This is a genomic window from Acidisoma sp. L85, assembly GCF_009765865.1.
Lineage (GTDB): Bacteria > Pseudomonadota > Alphaproteobacteria > Acetobacterales > Acetobacteraceae > Acidisoma.
The window spans coordinates 120418-139839 of sequence record NZ_LMUQ01000064.1 but is presented as its reverse complement, the minus strand read 5'-3'; the positions used below and the strand labels follow the sequence as shown (position 1 = coordinate 139839).

14 protein-coding genes are annotated in these 19422 nt (G+C 63.9%); 11 read left to right on the top strand and 3 right to left on the bottom strand.

The features are described from left to right. The first annotated feature begins 19 nt into the window (after positions 1 to 19). The 5 genes from GSQ83_RS22560 to GSQ83_RS22540 all read left to right on the top strand — a co-directional run bounded on the left by GSQ83_RS22560 (position 20) and on the right by GSQ83_RS22540 (position 6692). Positions 20 to 985, top strand: coding sequence for a GlxA family transcriptional regulator (locus tag GSQ83_RS22560; RefSeq protein ID WP_216850493.1), 966 nt, complete (start codon positions 20 to 22; stop codon positions 983 to 985). A gap of 33 nt (positions 986 to 1018) precedes the next feature. Then, a complete protein-coding gene (locus GSQ83_RS22555; RefSeq protein ID WP_158805127.1) occupies positions 1019 to 2644 on the top strand; it encodes an FAD-dependent oxidoreductase in 1626 nt (541 codons plus the stop codon). Next, on the top strand, positions 2641 to 3798 hold the full coding sequence (locus tag GSQ83_RS22550; RefSeq protein ID WP_158805126.1) for an FAD-binding oxidoreductase: 1158 nt from the start codon (positions 2641 to 2643) through the stop codon (positions 3796 to 3798). The genes GSQ83_RS22555 and GSQ83_RS22550 overlap by 4 nt, the downstream gene beginning before the upstream one ends. Before the next feature lie 291 nt (positions 3799 to 4089). Next, positions 4090 to 5751: an ABC transporter substrate-binding protein gene (locus GSQ83_RS22545; protein ID WP_158805125.1), complete on the top strand. Its 1662-nt coding sequence runs from the start codon at positions 4090 to 4092 to the stop codon at positions 5749 to 5751. A gap of 35 nt (positions 5752 to 5786) precedes the next feature. Further along, positions 5787 to 6692, top strand: a complete 906-nt coding sequence (locus tag GSQ83_RS22540; protein WP_158805124.1) for an SMP-30/gluconolactonase/LRE family protein — start codon at positions 5787 to 5789, stop codon at positions 6690 to 6692. A 172-nt stretch (positions 6693 to 6864) separates the two neighbouring features. On the opposite strand, the gene GSQ83_RS22535 is transcribed toward GSQ83_RS22540, so the two are convergent. Continuing rightward, a complete protein-coding gene (locus GSQ83_RS22535; RefSeq protein WP_158805123.1) occupies positions 6865 to 9219 on the bottom strand; it encodes a penicillin acylase family protein in 2355 nt (784 codons plus the stop codon). A 321-nt stretch (positions 9220 to 9540) separates the two neighbouring features. On the opposite strand from GSQ83_RS22535, the gene GSQ83_RS22530 reads away from it, so the two are divergent. The 6 genes from GSQ83_RS22530 to GSQ83_RS30090 are packed head-to-tail and all read left to right on the top strand — an operon-like array spanning position 9541 to position 17642. Then, the gene (locus GSQ83_RS22530; RefSeq protein ID WP_158805122.1) at positions 9541 to 10062 is read left to right on the top strand and encodes a formate dehydrogenase subunit gamma; all 522 of its coding nucleotides are present in this window, start codon (positions 9541 to 9543) and stop codon (positions 10060 to 10062) included. Next, positions 10059 to 11615: an NADH-quinone oxidoreductase subunit NuoF gene (locus tag GSQ83_RS22525; RefSeq protein ID WP_158805121.1), complete on the top strand. Its 1557-nt coding sequence runs from the start codon at positions 10059 to 10061 to the stop codon at positions 11613 to 11615. Before GSQ83_RS22530 ends, GSQ83_RS22525 begins: the two co-directional genes overlap by 4 nt. A gap of 36 nt (positions 11616 to 11651) precedes the next feature. Beyond that, positions 11652 to 14498, top strand: coding sequence for a formate dehydrogenase subunit alpha (fdhF, locus tag GSQ83_RS22520; RefSeq protein WP_158805120.1), 2847 nt, complete (start codon positions 11652 to 11654; stop codon positions 14496 to 14498). After that, a complete protein-coding gene (locus GSQ83_RS22515) occupies positions 14495 to 14776 on the top strand; it encodes a formate dehydrogenase subunit delta (RefSeq protein ID WP_254065845.1) in 282 nt (93 codons plus the stop codon). Before fdhF ends, GSQ83_RS22515 begins: the two co-directional genes overlap by 4 nt. 45 nt (positions 14777 to 14821) lie before the next feature. After that, on the top strand, positions 14822 to 16489 hold the full coding sequence (locus tag GSQ83_RS22510; RefSeq protein WP_158805119.1) for a GMC family oxidoreductase: 1668 nt from the start codon (positions 14822 to 14824) through the stop codon (positions 16487 to 16489). A 13-nt stretch (positions 16490 to 16502) separates the two neighbouring features. Then, positions 16503 to 17642 (top strand): hypothetical protein, encoded by a 1140-nt coding sequence (locus GSQ83_RS30090; protein WP_216850491.1) that lies wholly within the window; start codon positions 16503 to 16505, stop codon positions 17640 to 17642. Positions 17643 to 17664: 22 nt separating this feature from the next. Here the strand turns inward: GSQ83_RS30090 and GSQ83_RS22500 are convergent, their stop codons facing one another. After that, entirely contained in the window at positions 17665 to 18594 is a 930-nt protein-coding gene (locus GSQ83_RS22500) for an electron transfer flavoprotein subunit alpha/FixB family protein (RefSeq protein ID WP_158805118.1), read from the bottom strand. A gap of 55 nt (positions 18595 to 18649) precedes the next feature. Then, complete coding sequence (locus tag GSQ83_RS22495; RefSeq protein ID WP_158805117.1) at positions 18650 to 19399, bottom strand: electron transfer flavoprotein subunit beta/FixA family protein; 750 nt, start codon at positions 19397 to 19399, stop codon at positions 18650 to 18652. Between the last annotated feature and the right edge of the window lie 23 nt (positions 19400 to 19422).

The following is a 19422-nucleotide window of genomic DNA, read 5'->3' as shown; positions in this document are numbered from 1 at the left end:
CGCTTCCGCGATTGAGCCGTTGCGCGCCGCCAACGCCATCGCGGAACACCCGCTCTATGAATGGCATCACCTGACACCGGAAGGAACGCCGGTCGAGGCGTCGAACGGCCTGACGGTGACGCCCGATCTCGACTGGGCGTCTTCGCGCGACCTCGACTGGTTGATTGTCTGCGCGGGTGCCTCGGCCATGAGCTTTCGCGATCCCACAACTCTGCGGCGTTTGGCGGTGCTGGCGCGGCAAGGCGTTCGGATGGGCGGGGTTTCGGCTGGTCCGTACATTCTCGCTCGCGCAGGGCTGCTGAACGGCTATCGCTTCACGCTGCATTGGGAATTGTCGGCCGGATTCAACGAGGAATTTCCCGACCTCAACTTGCGCAAATGTCTGTTCGAGATTGATCGCGATCGGCTCACCTGCTCGGGTGGAGCGGCGCCGCTGGACATGATGCATGCACTGATTGCCCACGAACATGGCAGCGCGCTCGCCATGGCGGTGAGTGACTGGTTCATGCAAACCGAAGTGCGTGAAGGTGGACATCCGCAACGCATGTCCGCTTCGGAGCGTTTCGGTGTCAGAAACCCGGCTCTCCTGCGAGTCCTCGCCTATATGGACGCCTATCTCGAACAGCCGGGGACGGGCGCGGAACTGTCAGCAGTCGCGGGCGTTTCCCTGCGCCAGGTCGAGCGGCTCTTCCGCAGGCATTTCGGCGTCACGCCCGCCGCCTATTATCTAAGGCTGCGTCTCGAACATGCCCGGATGCTGCTGCGTCAGACGCCGATGCCCATGGTGGAGGTCGCGCTGGCGACAGGCTTCGCGAATGCGAGCCATTTCGCCCATGCCTATCGCGCCATGTTCGGCCGCACCCCGAGTTCCGAGGCAACGCGCCCCGCCGGAAAGGCGACGCGTGCCCGAGAGACCTCACTCGCGGCAGGAAGTGCGATCCCGCTGTCGCGATCGCCGCCTTTGCCGCAAAGGGCACTGCCGTGACGCCTCCTTCATTGTTTGCGATCAGGAGGCGATATGCCTTTTCGGCCTGACCCGAAATCGATCGCGGGCACCGATCTTCCGGTGCATGAGCGAACGCAGGTTCTGATTATCGGAGCAGGGCCCGCCGGTCTCGCGGCGGCGCTTCAGGCGGCTAGCCTCGGGCGGTCCGTCATCCTCGTTGATGAGAATCCATTGAGTGCCGAGACGATGGGCGAGAATGTTCCGCTGCATTTTGGTGGCGGCATGACGAATGCCGTGCGCAACCGCAATGCAATGCTTGAAGCCGTCGTCGAGAGCGAACCGGCATTCAGCGAGGCTTTCGACGCCGGCATCGATATTCGCCTCGGCACAACATGCTGGGGGGTCTATGCGCCTGGACCCGATGTTGGCTGGCTGCCTGGACCCGTCGCGGGGCTGATGGATGGCGATCGGTCCTGGATGGTCGGCGCGGAGCAGATCATCGTCGCGGCGGGCCGGCGCGATATGGGCCTCTCCTTCGCCGGATGGGAGAAGAACGGCGTTGTTGGCATCACGGCCGCCGTTCGGTTGGCGAAACGCTATGGCGCCTTACAGGCACGCCGGGCAGTGGTGCTGGGAAGCAGCACCGAGGCATTGCAGTCCGCGCTCGAACTGCGTGATGCGGGGGTCGAGATCGCCGCGGTCATTGACCACGTCTTCGAGCCACTCGGATCGCCAGTTTTGTGGGCGCAGTTGGCGGCTGGCGGAACGCGGGGGCTGTTTGGCTATGTGCCGCGCGAAGCGGTGGGTGCACAGGAATCCGTCGAGGCGGTGATCGCTTCTCCGTGGCGCGCGAGTGATTCCGATGGCGCCGAGCTGACGATTGCTTGCGATACGGTGCTGCTCGGCGTCGGCGCTGTTCCGGTCATCGAGTTGCTCGATTCCGTAGGCTGCCAAACGGTTTTCGACGGCGGACGAGGTGGTGTCGTTCCGGTTTTGGATGGCGCGCAGCGCACGACCAAAGTTGGCATCTTCGCGGTTGGCGACTGCGCCGGCATCTGGGCCGCGAAAACGCTTGATCCCGAGATCGCCCGCGCGGAAGGGCGCCGCGCCGCATCTCAGACAGAACAGGTGCAGGCGGAGACTAGCGGCGGCCCAACCCCCGATTTCGGCGAGTATCGTCTTCGCTGGGTACAGGCCGCGGTGATCGACTCCGAAGGCGCCGCCCACGTATGCCAATGCGAGGAAGTGACGGCGCATGAAATTCTCGAAGTCCGGCCGCCGCGCTATCTCGGATGGGAGGACCTGCCGCCTGCGAGTGAGGCGGATCCGGTGCGGCGGAATCGGCGCGACCTCCACAGCCTGCTCGGCGACTCGCCGCCGCATCCTGATCAGGTCAAGCGATTGACGCGCGCGGGGATGGGTGTTTGCCAGGGACGGCGATGCCGCGAACAAGTTGCCGCACTTCTTGCTCTGGCGGCCAATGTTCCTTTGGAGAGCATCCCCGCCGCGACCCATCGCGCGCCCGTTCGCCCTATGCGGCTGAACCTCGCCGCGCTCGCCTCTTCCGAATCTGCTGCCATGGCAGAGCACTGGGACACATGGTTTGGCATGCCGTCCCAATATGTTCCGTATTGGGATGTGCCTGAAACTTACACCGCAGGAGAACGCGATCAGGATGCGGAGGTGGCAAGCGAATGAGCCTGTCCCAGTCTCCGCGCGGCGCGACTGTTGCGGTGATCGGCGGTGGTGCGACGGGTTTGAGCGCGGGCTGGTGGCTGGCGCGCGAAGGTGTGGATGTTGTTGTGCTGGATCGCGGCATCATCGGATGGGGCGCGTCGGGACGCAACGGCGGAGGCTGCTCGCATCATTTCAGCCCGCTCTTTGTCGAGGAGCAGCGACTATGGCCGCAAATGGATGGGCTGCTCGGTTATCCGACTGAATTCCAGGCAAAGCGGATTCGCATCGCCTATGACGAGCACCAGCTTGAGCTTTACGGACGCGCCGTTCGCAACGCCGCACGACAGGGCTTCGCCTCGACCCTTCTCGATGCGCGAGAGGTTCTCGAGATGGTGCCGCTTGCCGGTGAGGATGCGGTCGGCGGTTATTTCTACGACTTCGGCGGTCATGCTAATCCGCACCGCACGGTTCAAGCCTATGCCTGGGCGATGCAGGATCTCGGCGGGCGGGTCATGCAGCATACCAGCGTGCGGGGTTTTCGGCGCGCCGGAGGCCGCGTGATTGGTGTGATGACTGACCAGGGCGAGATCGAATGCGATCAGGTCGTCATCGCAGCAGGCCCGGCAACCGGGCGGCTTGCGGCAATGCTGGATCTCGATGTGCCCATGGTTGCCGCTAGAGCCGAGATGATCGTGACCGAGCCGCTGCCGCTGATGCCGATTGGCGGCGTTGACGGCAACGGCCTGTATGGGCGGCAAACCCTGCGTGGCAACCTCGCCTATGGGGGCGGACCACACGAATGGATTGAATTCGGCGAGGCTGCCGGTCCGCCATCCAGTACGCCATTGATGGCGAATATCGCGGGGCGCCTGGCCCGGATGTTTCCACGAGCGGCACATGCCCGGATCATTCGAAGCTGGGCCGGCATTATCGAGAACACACCTGATGGGCGGCCGATACTGGACAAGCCGGAGGCGACCGGGAATGTCGTGATCGCGACATTGTCGAGCATCGGCTTCGGGCTTTCTCCGGCATCGGGGCGCGCTATTTGCGATCTTGTTTTGCGCGGCGCCTGCGGGTTTGCCGATATTTCCAGCTTCTCCCTCTCACGCTTCCGACGATTGGAAGCCGATTGGCAAAGCTTGCAGGGCTGGCGCGAGACAGTAACCGGGTGAATAGCCGGGGCTTGCTTTCTTCAGCCGCCGACCGGAATTCTTGGTCTTAAACCCTGGGTTGAGTAGCGTAGTTTTCCCGTTCCGCGTTCCTCAGAAGTTTCTCTCTTGTATGTGGAGTTCGCCATATTTCGTAAACCGTGGCCCATTTCCTGCATTACATTTGTTGTAACAAACGTGTTTGATGCGGGAACCGCTGGAAGGCGCCAAGCCGCGCCGACGGAACTGCCCCTTCGACGCCTGTACATCGTCACCACGGAGCTGCATCGCCGCACCTCCCAATAGGAGACCACCATGGCAGCCGATAGAAACTCGATCGAGAAACTCCGCCGCCGGCTTGACGCAATCGATAACGACCTGATTGATGAATTGGCGTCGGGCCGCATCGACCGCCGCACTTTTCTGCGCCAGGGAAGCCTGCTTGGCCTATCTCTTCCGCTGCTCGGTGGCGTGGCCTCCGCCTATGGGATGTTCGCGGAACCCAGCGCAGCGCGAGCGGCGGGAAAGCCGGGCGGCACGATCCGTGTCGGGCTGACGACACCCGCGGCCTCGATCAATCCGGTGACGATCGCGGATAATGGCGGTCTCGAACTTCTCATCCAGACCGGCGAGTTCCTGACGGTCCTGCGGCCGGATTTCACGTTGCGGCCGGTTCTCGCTGAGAGCTGGACGCATAATTCGGACGGTTCCGTCTGGACGTTCAAGCTGCGCAGCGGCGTGAAGTTCCACAGCGGTGCTACGATGAAGGCCGAAGACGTCGTCGCCAGCATCGATCGTCTTTGCGACCCGAAGAATGCATCCAATGCGCTTTCCGCGTTCAAGGGTATTCTGTCACCGGGCAATAGCAAGAAGGTCGATGACCTGACGGTCGCCTTCCATCTCGACACGCCGTATGGCGCATTTCCCTACGTGGTGTCCTCGGACAACTACAACTGCGTCATCCTCCCGGCGAGCTACAAGGGCGACTTCGAAAACAACTGGGATGGCACAGGACCGTTCAAGCTCGACAAATACAAGGCACGGGTCGGCGCGTCCTTTGTACGCAATCCGGATTATTGGGGCGCGAAGGCACTGCCTGATCGCACGGAGTTCACCTTCTACGCGGATCTGCAACCACAGATTCTCGCGATGCAGGGCGGCGAGGTCGATGTTCTGGCGCAGATCCCGGTATCGGGCGGGCAGGCACTTCTAAACGACCCACGCTTCGAGATCATTCGCGAGCGCAGCTCCGGCCATGAGCAAGTTCATATGCGGTGCGATGTCGGCCCCTTCGCCGATAAGCGCGTACGGCAGGCTCTGGCGCTGACGCTCAACCGAGCGAAGCTGGTCAAGGGACTGTTCCGTGGCCTGGCGGTTGTCGGCAATGACAGCCCCTTTGCCCCCGCTTTTCCGATGACCGATCACTCCTTGCCGCAACGCGAGCAGGATCTTGGCAAAGCGAAGCAATTGCTGGCTGCCGCCGGTGTTCCAAAGGGCTTCAAGGTCACGCTGACAACCGAGCAATATATCGAAATTCCGGACTACGCCGTACTGATCCAGGACTTCGCGAAGCATGTCGGCATTGACATCAAACTGAATGTCGAGAATCAGAGCGCCTATTACGGCACGGCGGTCTTCGGCAAATCCGACTGGCTCGATAGCACCCTGGGCATCACGGATTATGGTCATCGCGGCGTGCCGAATGTCTTCATGCGCGCGCCGCTGCTCAGCGACGGCACCTGGAACGCGGCGCATTTCAAGAACCCGACCTATGACGCGCTTGTCGGCCAATACGGCAAGGCACCCGACCTCGGCGGTCAACGTGTGCTCGCAAAGCAGATCCAAACGCTGCTGCTCGACGAGACGCCGATCATCTTCGCCTATTTCTACGATTACCTTGTGCCGGTGAAGAAGGGCCTGACCGGTATTCCTCCAATCGCCAACCGCCTTTTCCTGTCGCAAGCCACCTTCGGCTGAGCCGTGCGCCAGCACCCGAACCCAAGGAGATTCCGTTGAAGAAGTTCCTGCTCGGACTGTTCTTCGCGACCAGTCTGGCGTCTTTTGCTCATGCCGATGGCATCAAGATTCTGAACAATGATGCGCATTATCCTGAAGGGCCAGTTTGGTACAAGGGCAAGCTCTGGTACATCGAATATGACCGCAACACGATCACAACCTGGGACGGCACGAAGAACGTCATCTTCAATACCGACAAGGGTTGCGGCGAATCCGCCGTGGTTCCCACCGTGCGCGGCGACTTCATCGTCACCTGCTACGATAACGGCACGATCGGGCGAGTTTCGGCCGAGGGCAAGACGCTGAAACCCTATACGCAGGACAAGGATGGCAACAAGTTCGTCGGGCCGAATGATTTCGCCCCGGACAAGAAGGGCGGGATCTATTTCACCGCCTCGGGCGATCAGGGACCGGTGATCGACGGCAAGGTATTCTACATCGCCAAAGACGAAACCATCACGCAGGAGGCGGTGGATCTGCATAATGCCAATGGTCTCGTGGTCTCGAACGACGGAAAGATCCTCTATGTCGTCGAAACCGAGGATAACAGGCTGCTGCAATTCAAGATCGCCGAGGACGGCTCACTATCGGATCGGCGCGTTTTCCTGAACCTGGATGATCTTACCAACCATGTCGTGCATATCTGGCCGGATGGCGTGAAGATCGACTCGAAGGGCGAGATCTACATCGGGCAGAGTCCGCGTGACGTGAAGGCTCCCCTGGTCGGGAAGATCTTTATCGTGAACGCGGACGGCAAGCTGCTTCGCACGCTGAGCCTGCCATCCCCTCAAGTGCCGAACCTGGCTTTCAGTCCTGACGACAAGACGGTTTATGTGACGGCGCTCGATCAGATCGACAAATCCCCTTACCTTGGCAAGATTTATTCCATCCCGAACCAGTAGGATGGCATGTCTTTAGCTTGAACCCTGCTCGTTCCACCACGTCATGCTCGGCGAAGGCCGGGCATCCACGCCCTGCTTGCGTGACAAGGCAAGGCGTGGATGGCACGGGGTGCCCCCGCGCGCCTTCGTGTGCCATGTCGGGTCGTTTGGGTTACGGTACTGTATGAGATCGTCACGTTCTGCGGCCGAACCCGTCGCTGGGTAACAGATGGATGCGCGCAACAGTTGCCGCCTCCACTGCCTCGTCGGAAAATAACAGCGGCACGCAATCGCCGGCGGCCCAGAGCGGCGTGAGATCGTCATAGTGTCGGGAGGCGGGATTGCCCGCTTGGCCCGGCGCGTTGATGGCGAGGCTGCGATCCCAGTCTCCTACATCCAGAACCATGCGGAACGACGCGCCGAAAATGATACCGAAATCCGTATCGCGATATTCGGCGAGACCGACGGTCGTGTTCGACCCGCCGATCGGCACGGGACCGACGTCAAGTCTACGCCCGCCGATTTCCGGAAGAATCTGCCCAAGCGCGTGAGCGAAGCGCAGTTGGTGCAGCCGCCCCCAGGCCCATGCGGCGCGATCCGGACCCATCAGCCGCGCGCAATCCTCATCCGCCGCCGCCAGCGTGTCGCGCATCAGCGCATCCCGCGCCGCCTCGGTCCAATGTGGCGCGGAATGCTCTAGGGCGCCAAGAACGGAAACCTCGTCGCCGATAGCGATCAAAGCCGCGACCGCCGGCGAGGGCGCCAGTGCCGCGACGACGCCGGGCAGCAGATGGCGGCTCCACCAAACCTCGAAGAGCGCAGCGGCGGCACTATCAGCGGTGATTCGCCTGTCCCAATCGACGAAAACCGGATGGCCGAGCCCGCGCGCCGCGACCAAAGCCAGGAGGCGCCTGGCAGGTTCGGAGGCGAGATCGCTCTGCAGGCGCCGCGACAGGTCGAGGCTCATCGGCTTCACCTCGGCCAGCAGCGTATGCAGGCGGTCGGCGCGGAATGGCTCGCTCCATTCGAAACCGAGGCGGCGCTGCGCGTTGGGATAATCGGGCGGCAGGTTCATCTCGTTGGCGGTGGCGATGAAGCCCTGCGGCGGATCGAGGCGGCCGGGAAGATCGGCGCCGGGGTGGAAGCCATCCCATTCGTAACGGCCATCGCCCGGGACAGGGCTCAGCCCGTCCCAATTCGCGCGGCGAGGCACGGCGGCGGCGACCCGCCAGCCGATATGGCCGGCGGTATCGGCATGAACCTGATTGACCGGCGGCACCTTCCAGTGATCGAGCGCCGCGGTGAATTCTCCCGCCGTCTTCGCATCGAGGTAACGGAGGCTGCCGAGATAGGCAGCGGCACCCGGCTCCGACCAGACGCTGCGGACGGCATAGGCGCGGTGATGCGCCGCGTCCTCGCAGATCACCGGACCGTGGCGCGTGAACGCGAGCTTCACCGGCTGGTCGGCTTCGCCACGCACAGGAATGTAATCGGTGATGATCCGCATCGTCTCCCAGCCGTCGCCGTAACGGTAGCGCGTGGGGTCGGCCGGGTCCGTCTCGTAGACCATGAGGTCTTCCTGGTCGGCCGGGAAGATCGTCAGCGCGAAGGCGAGGTCGGCGTTGTGGCCGAGGGAGACGCCGGGCAGAGCAGGCTCCCCGGCGCCGATCACATCCAGCCCCGGCGCGGTCAGATGGGCGATGTAGCGTAGCGAGGGCGTGCCATAGGCGCGGTGCGGGTCGCTCGCCAGGATCGGGCGGCCGGTTTCCGTACGCGTGCCGGAAACGACCCAGTTGTTCGAGCCTTCGGCCGCCGGCGCCGGGTTGCCGCCAGCGCCGCGCGTGACCCGGCCAGTGTCGTCGAGCCTGGTCCATGCCCAGGCGGCATCCAGCGTCGCCGCACGGCGTTCCGGCGAGATGCTCGGCTCGGCTCTCGCCAGCAGATGTTGCGCGAGCAGGTCGGGGGGTAGCGGCGCATCAAGCTTTGGCACCTCGATCGGCGTCCAGTCGGGCGAGAGGTGACGGCGGAGGGCGTCGGCGGCCACATCGCCGCCAGCCTGGGTGACGCGGGCACGCGCGACCTCCGACGCGAGATTGGCTACGAGCGCATGGCTGCGGATGCGCACCACGTCCTCGGCCTGCCAACGGGCCGGCGTCAGGCCGAGTGCTGGGAATTCGGGGGGCATCAGGCGTGCGTCGGTCTCGGCGAGGGTCACGAAAGCGTTGATACCGGCGACGAAGGCCGTGACGATCTGCTTGGCTTCCGGCCCATTCGCCGCCCATTCGGCGTCCATGTCGCCGCGATAGAGGAACAGGCGGCAGGCCCGGTCCTGAGCCAGGAAGCCGGGGCCGTGATCTGCCGCCAGCAAGCCAAGGCCACGCTTGCGCCAAAGATCGAGTTGCCAAAGCCGGTCCCGCGCGGCGTTGAAGCCCTGGACCAGGAAGGCATCCAGCCGGGAGGCCGCGCGGATATGCGGAATACCCCAGCGATCCACCCTGATTTCCGCAGGGCCGGTGAGGCCAGGGATGCTGTAGGTCCGGTCAGTCATAGGTCTGCGGGATGGCGGCGAGCGAGGCGGGTGAGTTCATGCTGCTTTTCCATGGTCGTCCGCCAGCTTAAGGGGGGCGACGCTCGCTCCACAACTCGCCCAGGCGACGCTTGCCCAGGTCGCGGGGCCGTGCGCGCTGGCCTTTGGGGCACGGCGCTGGCCTGGCATGCCAGATTCACGGTAGGCTAGGTCTGTCTTCCCCCGCTGTATGACGGGGACGGACAAGCCTTCCCTCGGCGGTTCGTCCTAGGGAGCGTTGGTGGCGGCTGCGAAAACCGGCACAGCGAGCAAACCGAAACGAAAGCTCTTCGCGGGAAGCGCATGACGATCTCTCGACCATCTCCTCTCTCCGAGCTTTTGCAGGGCGTGGCGCCGTGGGACGAGGAAACCGCCCGCCAAATCCTCGCTACGCATGGCGGGTTGGAAGGACCGCTTCTGCCCATCCTGCATGCGCTTCAGGAGGCCTTCGGGCATGTCCCGCGTGCCGCCGTGCCGCTGATCGCGGAGCATCTCAACCTTTCCCGCGCCGAGGTCCTGGGCGTGGTGAGCTTCTACCAGGATTTCCGTGAGGCGCCTCCCGGCCGCCATGTGCTGAAGCTGTGCCGCGCCGAGGCTTGCCAGTCGATGGGCGCCGTCGCCCTGGCCGCCGATGTGCTTGGCCGCTTGGAGCTCGACTGGGGCGGCACGACCGCCGATGGCGCGCTGACCGTGGAAGCCGCCTTCTGCCTCGGCCTCTGTGCCTGCGCCCCGGCGGCATTGCTGGATGGCGAGCCGCTGGCCCGGCTGACGCCGCCTCTTCTCGCCCAAGTCACGGACGCCCTGGCGGCGGAGGCCGTGGCATGACGAGGCTCTACCTCCCTTGCGACGCGGCGGCCGTGGCGCTCGGCGCCGATCAGGTGATGCGAGTGCTGGAGCGTGAGGCGGCGGCGCGGGGCCTCACCCTCGATGTGATTCGCACCGGCACGCGCGGCGCGGTGTGGCTGGAACCGTTGCTGGAAGTCGAAACGCCCGAGGGGCGCATCGGCTACGGGCCGGTCACCACGGCGGATGTCGTGGGTCTGCTCGATACGGGGATGCTGACGGGCGGCGACCATCCCAAGCGGATTGGCCGGCCGGAAGACCACCCCTGGTTCGCGCGCCAGACGCGCCTGACCTTCGCGCGCTGCGGCATCGTCGATCCGGCCTCGGTCGAGGATTATCGCGCCCATGGCGGCTATGCCGGGCTCGACCGCGCTCTGGCCGCCGAGGGGCCTGTCATCATCGATGAGGTGAAGCTATCGGGTCTGCGCGGCCGGGGCGGCGCGGGCTTTCCCACCGGCATCAAGTGGAACACCGTGGCGCTGGCCCAGGCCGACCGCAAATACATCGTCTGCAATGCCGATGAGGGCGACAGCGGCACCTTCGCCGACCGCATGCTGATGGAAGGCGATCCGCTGTCCCTCATCGAGGGCATGACCATCGCCGCCGTGGCCGTGGGCGCCACCAAGGGCTTCATCTACACGCGGTCCGAATATCCCCACGCCATCCGCGCGCTGAACCGCGCCATCGCCGCGGCACAGCGAGCGGGCTATCTCGGCGCCGATATCCAAGGCTCCGGCCACGCCTTCGATATCGAGGTGCGGATGGGCGCGGGCGCCTATATCTGCGGCGAGGAAACCTCCTTGCTCGACAGTCTGGAAGGCAAGCGCGGCATGGTGCGCGCGAAGCCGCCACTGCCGGCGATCCAAGGGCTGTTCGGCAAACCCACCGTGGTCAACAATGTTCTTTCCCTGGCGAGCGTGCCCTGGATCATGGCGAACGGCGCGGCTGCCTATGCCGCTTTGGGGATGGGCCGGTCACTCGGCACCCTGCCGGTGCAGCTCGCGGGCAATGTCGCGCGCGGCGGCCTCATCGAACTGCCCTTCGGCGTGAGCTTGCGGGAAATCGTCGAGGATTGGGGCCAGGGCACACGCACCGGCCGGCCCTTTCGCGCGGTTCAGGTCGGCGGGCCTCTGGGTGCCTATTTTCCGGATGCGATGCTCGACACGCCACTGGATTACGAGGCTTTCGCCAAGGCAGGCGGGTTGCTCGGCCATGGCGGTGTCACGGTCTTCGATGACAGCGTGGATCTCGCCGCCCAGGCGCGCTTCGCCTTCGAATTCTGCGCCCATGAAAGCTGCGGCAAATGCACGCCCTGCCGCATCGGCGCGGTACGTGGCGTCGAAGTGATGGACCGCATCACGGCCGGCGTCGATCTCGACCGCAACTTCGCGGTGCTCGATGATCTGTGCGAACTCATGACCGACGCATCGCTCTGCGCCATGGGCGGCCTGACACCGGTGCCGGTGCGCAGCGCCCTTACCCATTTCCCCGAGGATTTCGATCGTGCGCGGCACCTGCCAGCGGCGGCGGAGTAAGCGAATGACGATGGCGAAAACGAGGAGGGCATCAGCATGTCCCTGATCCGCGAAACCGATTACGGCACGCCGATCCGTCTTTCGCCGGAACGCGTGACGCTCACCATCGACGGCCAGGCGGTTTCCGTGCCGCGCGGTACCTCGGTCATGGCGGCGGCGATGGGCCTCGGCACGCAGATCCCAAAGCTTTGCGCCACCGATAATCTGGAGCCCTTCGGGTCTTGCCGCCTGTGCCTCGTGCAGATCGAGGGACGGCGCGGCTATCCGGCCTCCTGCACAACGCCGGCCGAAGAAAACATGGTGGTGCATACCCAATCGCCAGAGATCGCCAAGCGCCGCAAAGGTGTCATGGAGCTCTATATCTCCGACCATCCGCTGGATTGCCTGACCTGCTCGGCCAATGGCGATTGCGAGTTGCAGGACATGGCAGGCAAAGTGGGCCTGCGCGAGGTCCGCTACGGCTATGACGGCGCCAACCATCTCAGCGCCGCGAAGGACGAGAGCAACCCGTATTTCACCTTCGAGGCGTCGAAATGCATCGCCTGCTCGCGCTGCGTCCGCGCCTGCGAGGAAGTGCAAGGCACCTTCGCGCTGACCATGCTGGCGCGTGGCTTCGATTCGAAGATTTCGCCCGGCGGCACCGACTTCATGGGCTCGGAATGCGTCTCCTGTGGCGCCTGCGTGCAGGCCTGCCCGACCGCGACGCTGAACGAGAAAAGCGTCATCGAAATCGGCGTGCCGGAACATTCCGTTGTCACCACCTGCGCCTATTGCGGCGTCGGCTGTTCCTTCAAGGCGGAGATGAAGGGCGAGACCGTCGTGCGCATGGTGCCGTTCAAGGACGGCAAGGCCAATGCCGGGCATAGCTGCGTGAAAGGCCGCTTCGCTTTCGGCTATGCGACGCATAAGGACCGCAAGACCAAGCCGATGATCCGCGCCAAGATCACCGATCCCTGGCGTGAAGTCACCTGGAAGGAAGCGATCGACCACGCGGCCTCCGAGTTCAAGCGCATTCAGGCGGAATATGGCCGCGACTCGATCGGCGGCATCACGTCCTCTCGCTGCACCAACGAGGAAACCTATCTCGTCCAGAAACTCGTGCGCGGTGCCTTCGGCAATAATAACGTCGATACCTGCGCCCGGGTCTGCCACTCGCCGACCGGCTACGGGCTTATGTCGACGCTCGGCACCTCGGCTGGCACGCAGGATTTCGCTTCGGTCGATCATGCCGATGTCGTCCTGGTGATCGGCGCCAACCCGACGGATGGGCATCCGGTCTTCGCCTCCCGCATGAAGCGGCGTTTGCGAGCGGGGGCCAGGCTGATCGTCGCCGATCCGCGCCGCATCGATCTGGTGCGCACGCCGCATGTCGCGGCCGATTATCACCTGCAGCTCATGCCGGGCTCAAATGTCGCGCTGCTCAATGCGATGGCGCATGTCGTGGTGACGGAAGGGCTGATCGACGAGGATTACGTCCGCGCCCGCTGCGAAATGCCGGCCTTCGAGACCTGGGCGCGCTTCGTCGCGCGGCCTGACAATGCGCCCGAGGCCGTGCAGGACGTAACCGGTGTTCCCGCCGCCGACGTTCGTGGAGCGGCACGACTCTACGCAACCGGCGGCAATGCGGGGATCTATTACGGCCTCGGCGTCACGGAACACAGCCAGGGCTCGACCACCGTCATGGCCATGGCGAATCTCGCGATGGTGACCGGGAATATCGGAAAACTCGGCGCTGGCGTTAATCCCCTGCGCGGGCAGAATAACGTGCAGGGCTCCTGCGACATGGGCAGCTTTCCGCACGAATTCCCGGGTTACCGCCATGTGGCAAATGACGCGGTGCGCGAAAGCTTCGAGGCGATCTGGGGTGTGCCGCTTTCCGGCGAGCCGGGCCTGCGGATTCCCAATATGCTGGACGAAGCGGTGGGCGGCGGCTTCAAGGGCCTCTATATCCAGGGCGAGGACATCGCGCAGTCGGATCCGGACACGCAGCATGTCACCGCCGGGCTGCGCGCCATGGAATGCGTCGTCATCCAGGATTTGTTCCTGAACGAGACCGCGAAATACGCCCACGTCTTCCTGCCGGGTTCGTCTTTCCTGGAGAAGGACGGCACCTTCACCAATGCCGAGCGCCGGATCAACCGCGTGCGCCGCGTCATGACTCCGCTGGGCGGTCTCGCGGATTGGGAGGCGACGATGGCTCTCTCCAATGCGCTGGGCTTCCCCATGAACTACACGCATCCGTCCGAGATCATGGACGAGGTCGCGCGGCTCACGCCGACTTTCTCCGGGGTGTCGTATCAGAAGCTCGACACGCTGGGTTCGATCCAGTGGCCCTGCAACGAGGCGTCGCCGACCGGCACGCCGATGATGCATGTCGATCGCTTCGTGCGCGGGCAAGGGCGTTTCATGATCACGGAATTCGTGCCGACGGAGGAACGCACCGGCGCGCGTTTCCCGCTGATCCTCACCACCGGCCGCATCCTCAGCCAATACAATGTCGGCGCGCAGACGCGCAGGACCGAGAATAGCCGCTGGCATGAGGAGGATGTGCTCGAAATCCACCCCTTCGACGCCGAGCATCGCGGCATCAAGAACGGCGAACTGGTCTCGCTCGCCAGCCGTTCGGGCGACATTACATTGCCCGCGCGGATCAGCGAGCGGATGCAGCCGGGCGTGGTTTATACGACCTTCCACCATGCCTCGACGGGCGCGAATGTGGTGACGACGGATCACACCGACTGGGCGACCAATTGCCCGGAATACAAGGTGACGGCGGTGCAGGTGCGCCGCACGAACCATATCTCCGCCTGGCAGGAGAAAAACGCGGAGGAGGATTTCAGCCTGATGCGCCTAGCCTCGCTCGAAGAGGCGCCCGCCGAGTGAGCGGCGACGACAAGCTGATCCGCATGGCGAACCAGATCGCCAGCTTCTTCCGCTCCTATCCGGATGACGAGGCCATGGCGGGCATCGCCAAGCATCTCGAATCCTTTTGGACGCCGAAGATGCGACGCACCTTCGCGGCGCAGATCGCGGCAGGCGCGCCGGGAATCGATCCGCTGGTGGTGAGCGCTTTGGCTGCGGATAGTCCGGCGGAAAACCCGGCGCGGAAGGAAACCGCGGGTCCTGACGAGGTTGGTCAGATGGCAAGCGACGCCGGTTGAGGAAAAGCGCGTGACGCAACCGGCCCCTCGGTCGTGGCACCGTCCATGACGAGCCTTCTCGACGGCGATTACGACACCATCATCGTAGGCGCCGGAACCGCCGGCTGCATCGTGGCGAACCGGCTTTCCGCCGATCCGCGCCGCCGGGTCCTGCTGCTGGAGGCAGGCGGCATGGACAATTGGATTTGGTTCCACATCCCGGTCGGCTATCTCTTCGCCATCGGCAATCCGCGCGCCGACTGGATGTTCCGCACGGAACCCGAAGCCGGGCTCAACGGCCGGTCGCTTGCCTATCCGCGCGGCCGGGTCATCGGCGGGTCATCCTCGATCAACGCGATGGTCGCGATGCGCGGGCAGGGGGCGGATTACGACCATTGGCGGCAGCTCGGCTTGACCGGCTGGGGATGGGACGACGTGCTGCCAGCGTTCAAGCGGCTGGAGGACCATTTTCTCGGCGCGAGCGAATTCCATGGCGTCGGCGGCGGCTGGCGCGTCGAGGCGCCGCGCATCGCCTGGGCGGTGCTAGAAGCGGTGCGTGAGGCGGCGGCGCAGATGGGCATCCGTAAGATCGACGACTTCAATACCGGCGATAACGAGGGTTCCGGGCCGTTCCACGTCAACCAGAAACATGGTCGCCGCTGGTCGGCCGCACGCGGTTTTCTCAAGCCGGTTCTGCACCGCCCGAATCTGCGACTGGAAACCGGCGTGCATGTCGAGCGCGTGATTTTCGAGGGCAAGCGAGCCACGGGTATCCGTTTCCTGCGTAACGGCGCGCGCACCGAGGCGAAAGCGCGGGAGGTGATCCTTTGCGCGGGCGCCATCGGCTCGCCGCAAATCCTGCAGCTTTCGGGCGTCGGCGATGCGGAGGCGATTGCCCCGCACGGCATCGCGATGGTTCACGCGCTGCGCGGCGTCGGCGGCAATTTGCAGGACCATCTTCAGCAGCGCGCCATCTACAAGATGCGCGGCGTGCGGACGATGAACGACATCTATTATTCGCTGTTCCGGCGTGGCTGGATGGGCATCGACTACGCGCTGCGCCGGCGAGGACCACTGACCATGGCGCCGTCGCAATTGGGGATCTTCACGCGATCCGATCCGCGACAGGAGCGCGCCAACATCCAGTTTCACATTCAACCGTTGTCGCTCGACAAGTTCGGCGATCCGCTCCATCGCTTCGCCGCCATTACGGTCTCGGCCTGCAACCTGCGCCCGACCTCGCGCGGCACGGTTCGGCTGCGCTCCGCCGAGCCGCGCGACGCGCCCATGATCGCGCCGCATTATCTGACGACGGAAGAGGATCGCCGCGTCGCGGCCGACGCCATCCGCGTGACGCGGCGGCTGATGTCGCAGAAGGCGGTCGCGCCCTTCTCGCCCGAGGAATACCTGCCCGGCCCGACGGTGGGCGATGACGACGAGTCGCTCCATCGCGCGGCGGGCATTATCGGCACGACGATCTTCCACCCCGTCGGCACGGCGAAGATGGGGCTGCCGAGCGATCCGCTCGCGGTGGTCGATGAACGTCTTCGCGTGCTGGGAATCGCGGGCCTCCGCGTCATCGACGCGTCGATCATGCCGACCATCACCTCGGGCAATACCAACACGCCCACCGCCATGATCGCTGAACAAGGTGCGAAGATGGTCGTTGAAGATAGCAATTGGAAACCGATCGGTAAGTATTCGTCCAGTATTTGCGGTGTTTGCACTCAATGAGACGGATGTCGGCATGTACGCGCCAGCGCTCAACGGAACAACCCCGCTATCGGCGGGTTCGCAAATGGGTTCCATCGCTGGTCCGTTTTTCCCGGTGGCTCCCCCCGTCCAAATTGGCTCTCAGCTCTTATCGCTTCCCGGGCAGGTCCCCGCAGTAAGACAGACGGCTGCCTCGTATCTTCCCATCGCGAGCAACAATCTCACAGATCTCCAAAGCTACTACCTCAGACTCCAGACCGAGGGACTCGTGCAACGCCTTATGGAGATGGACGATTTTCGCTCCGCGCCGAGATCCACCAACGGGGTGGTCGATGGTTTCCTCGAAGACGTCAGGTTTGCCTTCAAGAATGGCAATAGCGGCCAAAGAGCAGGTGAATTTCAGGGCGTCCTCAAAGCATTGCAAGCGGCCAGAGACTTCAACGCCAGGATGAGGAACACGCGGGAACAGGCTACTTACTGGGCTATGGCGCAGAACTGGCGCCTCGTGCCGTACGTCGAGGAGGCGCTCTCGGATTGCAGGCGCAGCGTGCTGAAGGAGCTCTATCGCGGCCTGCCGATTCGAGACGACCTGATCAACTTTGAGATGGTCAAAAGGAAAGCGGCGGCATCCGCGCAGGTCGCGGGCCTGCTGCCATCGCCGCCAATAACGACCTCAACGACCTCAACGACCTCAACGACCTCAACGACCTCAACGACCTCAACGACGAGTTCCATCTCGCAGTCAGCGATCGACAAATATTTTTTGGATGTTGATCGGCAGCCAACCATTCCCGCTCAGGACTGGGCAAATGGCGAGTTTTTCTTTCCCTCGCTGGATCACCTGCTCAAAGTGGGCCTTCGCGGGTCCGAAGTTCATGGGCAAAGCTGGACCCATTATAATAGAGGGCCAGCTCCAGGCGTGATTACATTCACTCAACCAAGCACAGTAAACTACAGTCAAAATTTGGCGGACCTGCCTTCAAACGTCACCAAATATATCTTCTCGAATCCTTTTCCCACTGCCGTCCTGTTGCGGCAGGATGCTTACAGCTTCAACGGCATCCACTGGCTCCCAAACCCAAATCCCACCAATAAATATCTTGAGAGCATAAAGCATGCCCGCTTCCAGGCGCTGGTCGAGCGGGGCCGAGCCGCCGTCAACGGCCGAGGATAACGCGCTGATCAAACGTAGTCGTTCAGAGCGCCTTCACGAGATCCGGCAGCAGCGTGAACAGATCGCCGACCAAGCCGTAATCGGCGACCTGAAAAATCGGCGCCTCAGCATCCTTGTTGATGGCGACGATGATCTTGCTGTCCTTCATGCCGGCGAGATGCTGGATTGCGCCCGAAATGCCAACGGCGATGTACAGATCCGGCGCGACCACCTTGCCGGTCTGCCCGACCTGCTGGTCATTCGGCGCATAACCCGCATCGACGGCCGCGCGCGAAGCACCAATGGCCGCGCCCAGCTTGTCGGCGAGCGGGATAATGAACTCCTGAAACTTTTCCGAGGAGCCCAGCGCCCGGCCGCCCGAAACGACGATCTTGGCCGAGGGCAATTCAGGCCGCTCCGACCGCGACAGGCTCTCGCCGACGAAGCCAGACAGACCCGGATCCGCCGCCGCCGTCACACTGTCGATCGGCGCGGAGCCGCTGCTCTCCGCCGGCGCGAAGGTTGCCGTACGTATTGTCAGCACCTTCTTCGCGTCAGCCGACTGCACCGTCTGGATGGCATTACCGGCATAGATCGGCCGCTCGAAAGTGTCCGCGCTGATGACGCGAATGACGTCCGACACCTGCATGACGTCGAGCAGGGCCGCGACGCGCGGCATCACCGATTTGCCCATGGCTGTCGCGGGCGCGGCCAGCACATCATATTCGGGCGCCAGCGAGACCAGCAGCGCCGCCAATGGCTCGGCGAGCTGATGGGCGAGCGCCGCATCCTCGGCCAGCCGCACGCGCGAAACCCCCGCGAGCTTGGCGGCTTGCTCAGCGGCGGCGCGGGCGCCCTGCCCGGCAACCAGTACATCGACCTCACCGCCCAGCGCCTGAGCGGCGGTGACGGCGCGGGCCGTGACCTCCTTGAGGCTGGCATTGTCGTGATCCGCCAGAACGAGCGTCTTCATCAGCCTATCCTCTTCCGTCCGGCAAGCCGGCGTTCTCAGTCCCGTCGTGCTTGCGTCAGATCACGCCGGCTTCGTCGCGCAGCTTGGCGACAAGCTCGCCGACCGATCCCACGATAACGCCAGCCTTACGGCCCGCCGGCTCGACGGTCTTCAGCACCTTGAGCCGAGGCGTGGTGTCGATGCCGAAATCCGCCGCCTTCTTCATCTCGATCGGCTTTTTCTTGGCCTTCATGATGTTGGGCAGGCTCGCATAGCGCGGCTCGTTGAGACGCAGATCCGTCGTCACGATAGCCGGCAGCTTCAGGTCGACGGTCTGCAATCCGCCATCGACTTCCCGCGTCACCGCGATCCGGCCATCTCCGATCTCGATCTTCGAGGCATAGGTGCCCTGGGACCAGCCCAGCAGCGCCGACAACATCTGGCCCGTCTGGCCGCAATCATCGTCGATCGCCTGCTTGCCGAGGATTACCAGGCCGGGCTGCTCCTGCTCCACGATCGCCTTGAGGATCTTGGCGACCGTCAGCGGTTCCACCGCTTCCGTGACTTCGACCAGGATGCCGCGGTCGGCGCCCATGGCGAGCGCGGTGCGGATGGTTTCCTGCGATTGCAGCGGACCGATGGAGACGGCCACGATCTCGGTCGCCTTGCCGGCTTCGCGCAGACGCAGCGCTTCCTCGACGGCGATCTCGTCGAACGGGTTCATCGACATCTTGACATTGGCGAGCTCGACGCCGGAGCCATCCGCCTTCACCCGGACGCGGACGTTGTAATCCACCACCCGCTTAACCGGCACCAGGATCTTCATCAGGCCTCCACCGCCACACACTC

What these genes read in the sequence shown, in the direction of transcription:
- GSQ83_RS22555 (WP_158805127.1), top strand. Translation starts at nt 1,019, where the DNA reads ATGCCTTTTCGGCCTGACCCGAAATCGATCGCGGGCACCGATCTTCCG.
- GSQ83_RS22550 (WP_158805126.1), top strand. Translation starts at nt 2,641, where the DNA reads ATGAGCCTGTCCCAGTCTCCGCGCGGCGCGACTGTTGCGGTGATCGGC.
- GSQ83_RS22545 (WP_158805125.1), top strand. Translation starts at nt 4,090, where the DNA reads ATGGCAGCCGATAGAAACTCGATCGAGAAACTCCGCCGCCGGCTTGAC.
- GSQ83_RS22535 (WP_158805123.1), bottom strand. Translation starts at nt 9,219, where the DNA reads ATGACTGACCGGACCTACAGCATCCCTGGCCTCACCGGCCCTGCGGAA.
- GSQ83_RS22530 (WP_158805122.1), top strand. Translation starts at nt 9,541, where the DNA reads ATGACGATCTCTCGACCATCTCCTCTCTCCGAGCTTTTGCAGGGCGTG.
- GSQ83_RS22525 (WP_158805121.1), top strand. Translation starts at nt 10,059, where the DNA reads ATGACGAGGCTCTACCTCCCTTGCGACGCGGCGGCCGTGGCGCTCGGC.
- fdhF (WP_158805120.1), top strand. Translation starts at nt 11,652, where the DNA reads ATGTCCCTGATCCGCGAAACCGATTACGGCACGCCGATCCGTCTTTCG.
- GSQ83_RS22510 (WP_158805119.1), top strand. Translation starts at nt 14,822, where the DNA reads ATGACGAGCCTTCTCGACGGCGATTACGACACCATCATCGTAGGCGCC.
- GSQ83_RS30090 (WP_216850491.1), top strand. Translation starts at nt 16,503, where the DNA reads ATGTACGCGCCAGCGCTCAACGGAACAACCCCGCTATCGGCGGGTTCG.
- GSQ83_RS22500 (WP_158805118.1), bottom strand. Translation starts at nt 18,594, where the DNA reads ATGAAGACGCTCGTTCTGGCGGATCACGACAATGCCAGCCTCAAGGAG.
- GSQ83_RS22495 (WP_158805117.1), bottom strand. Translation starts at nt 19,399, where the DNA reads ATGAAGATCCTGGTGCCGGTTAAGCGGGTGGTGGATTACAACGTCCGC.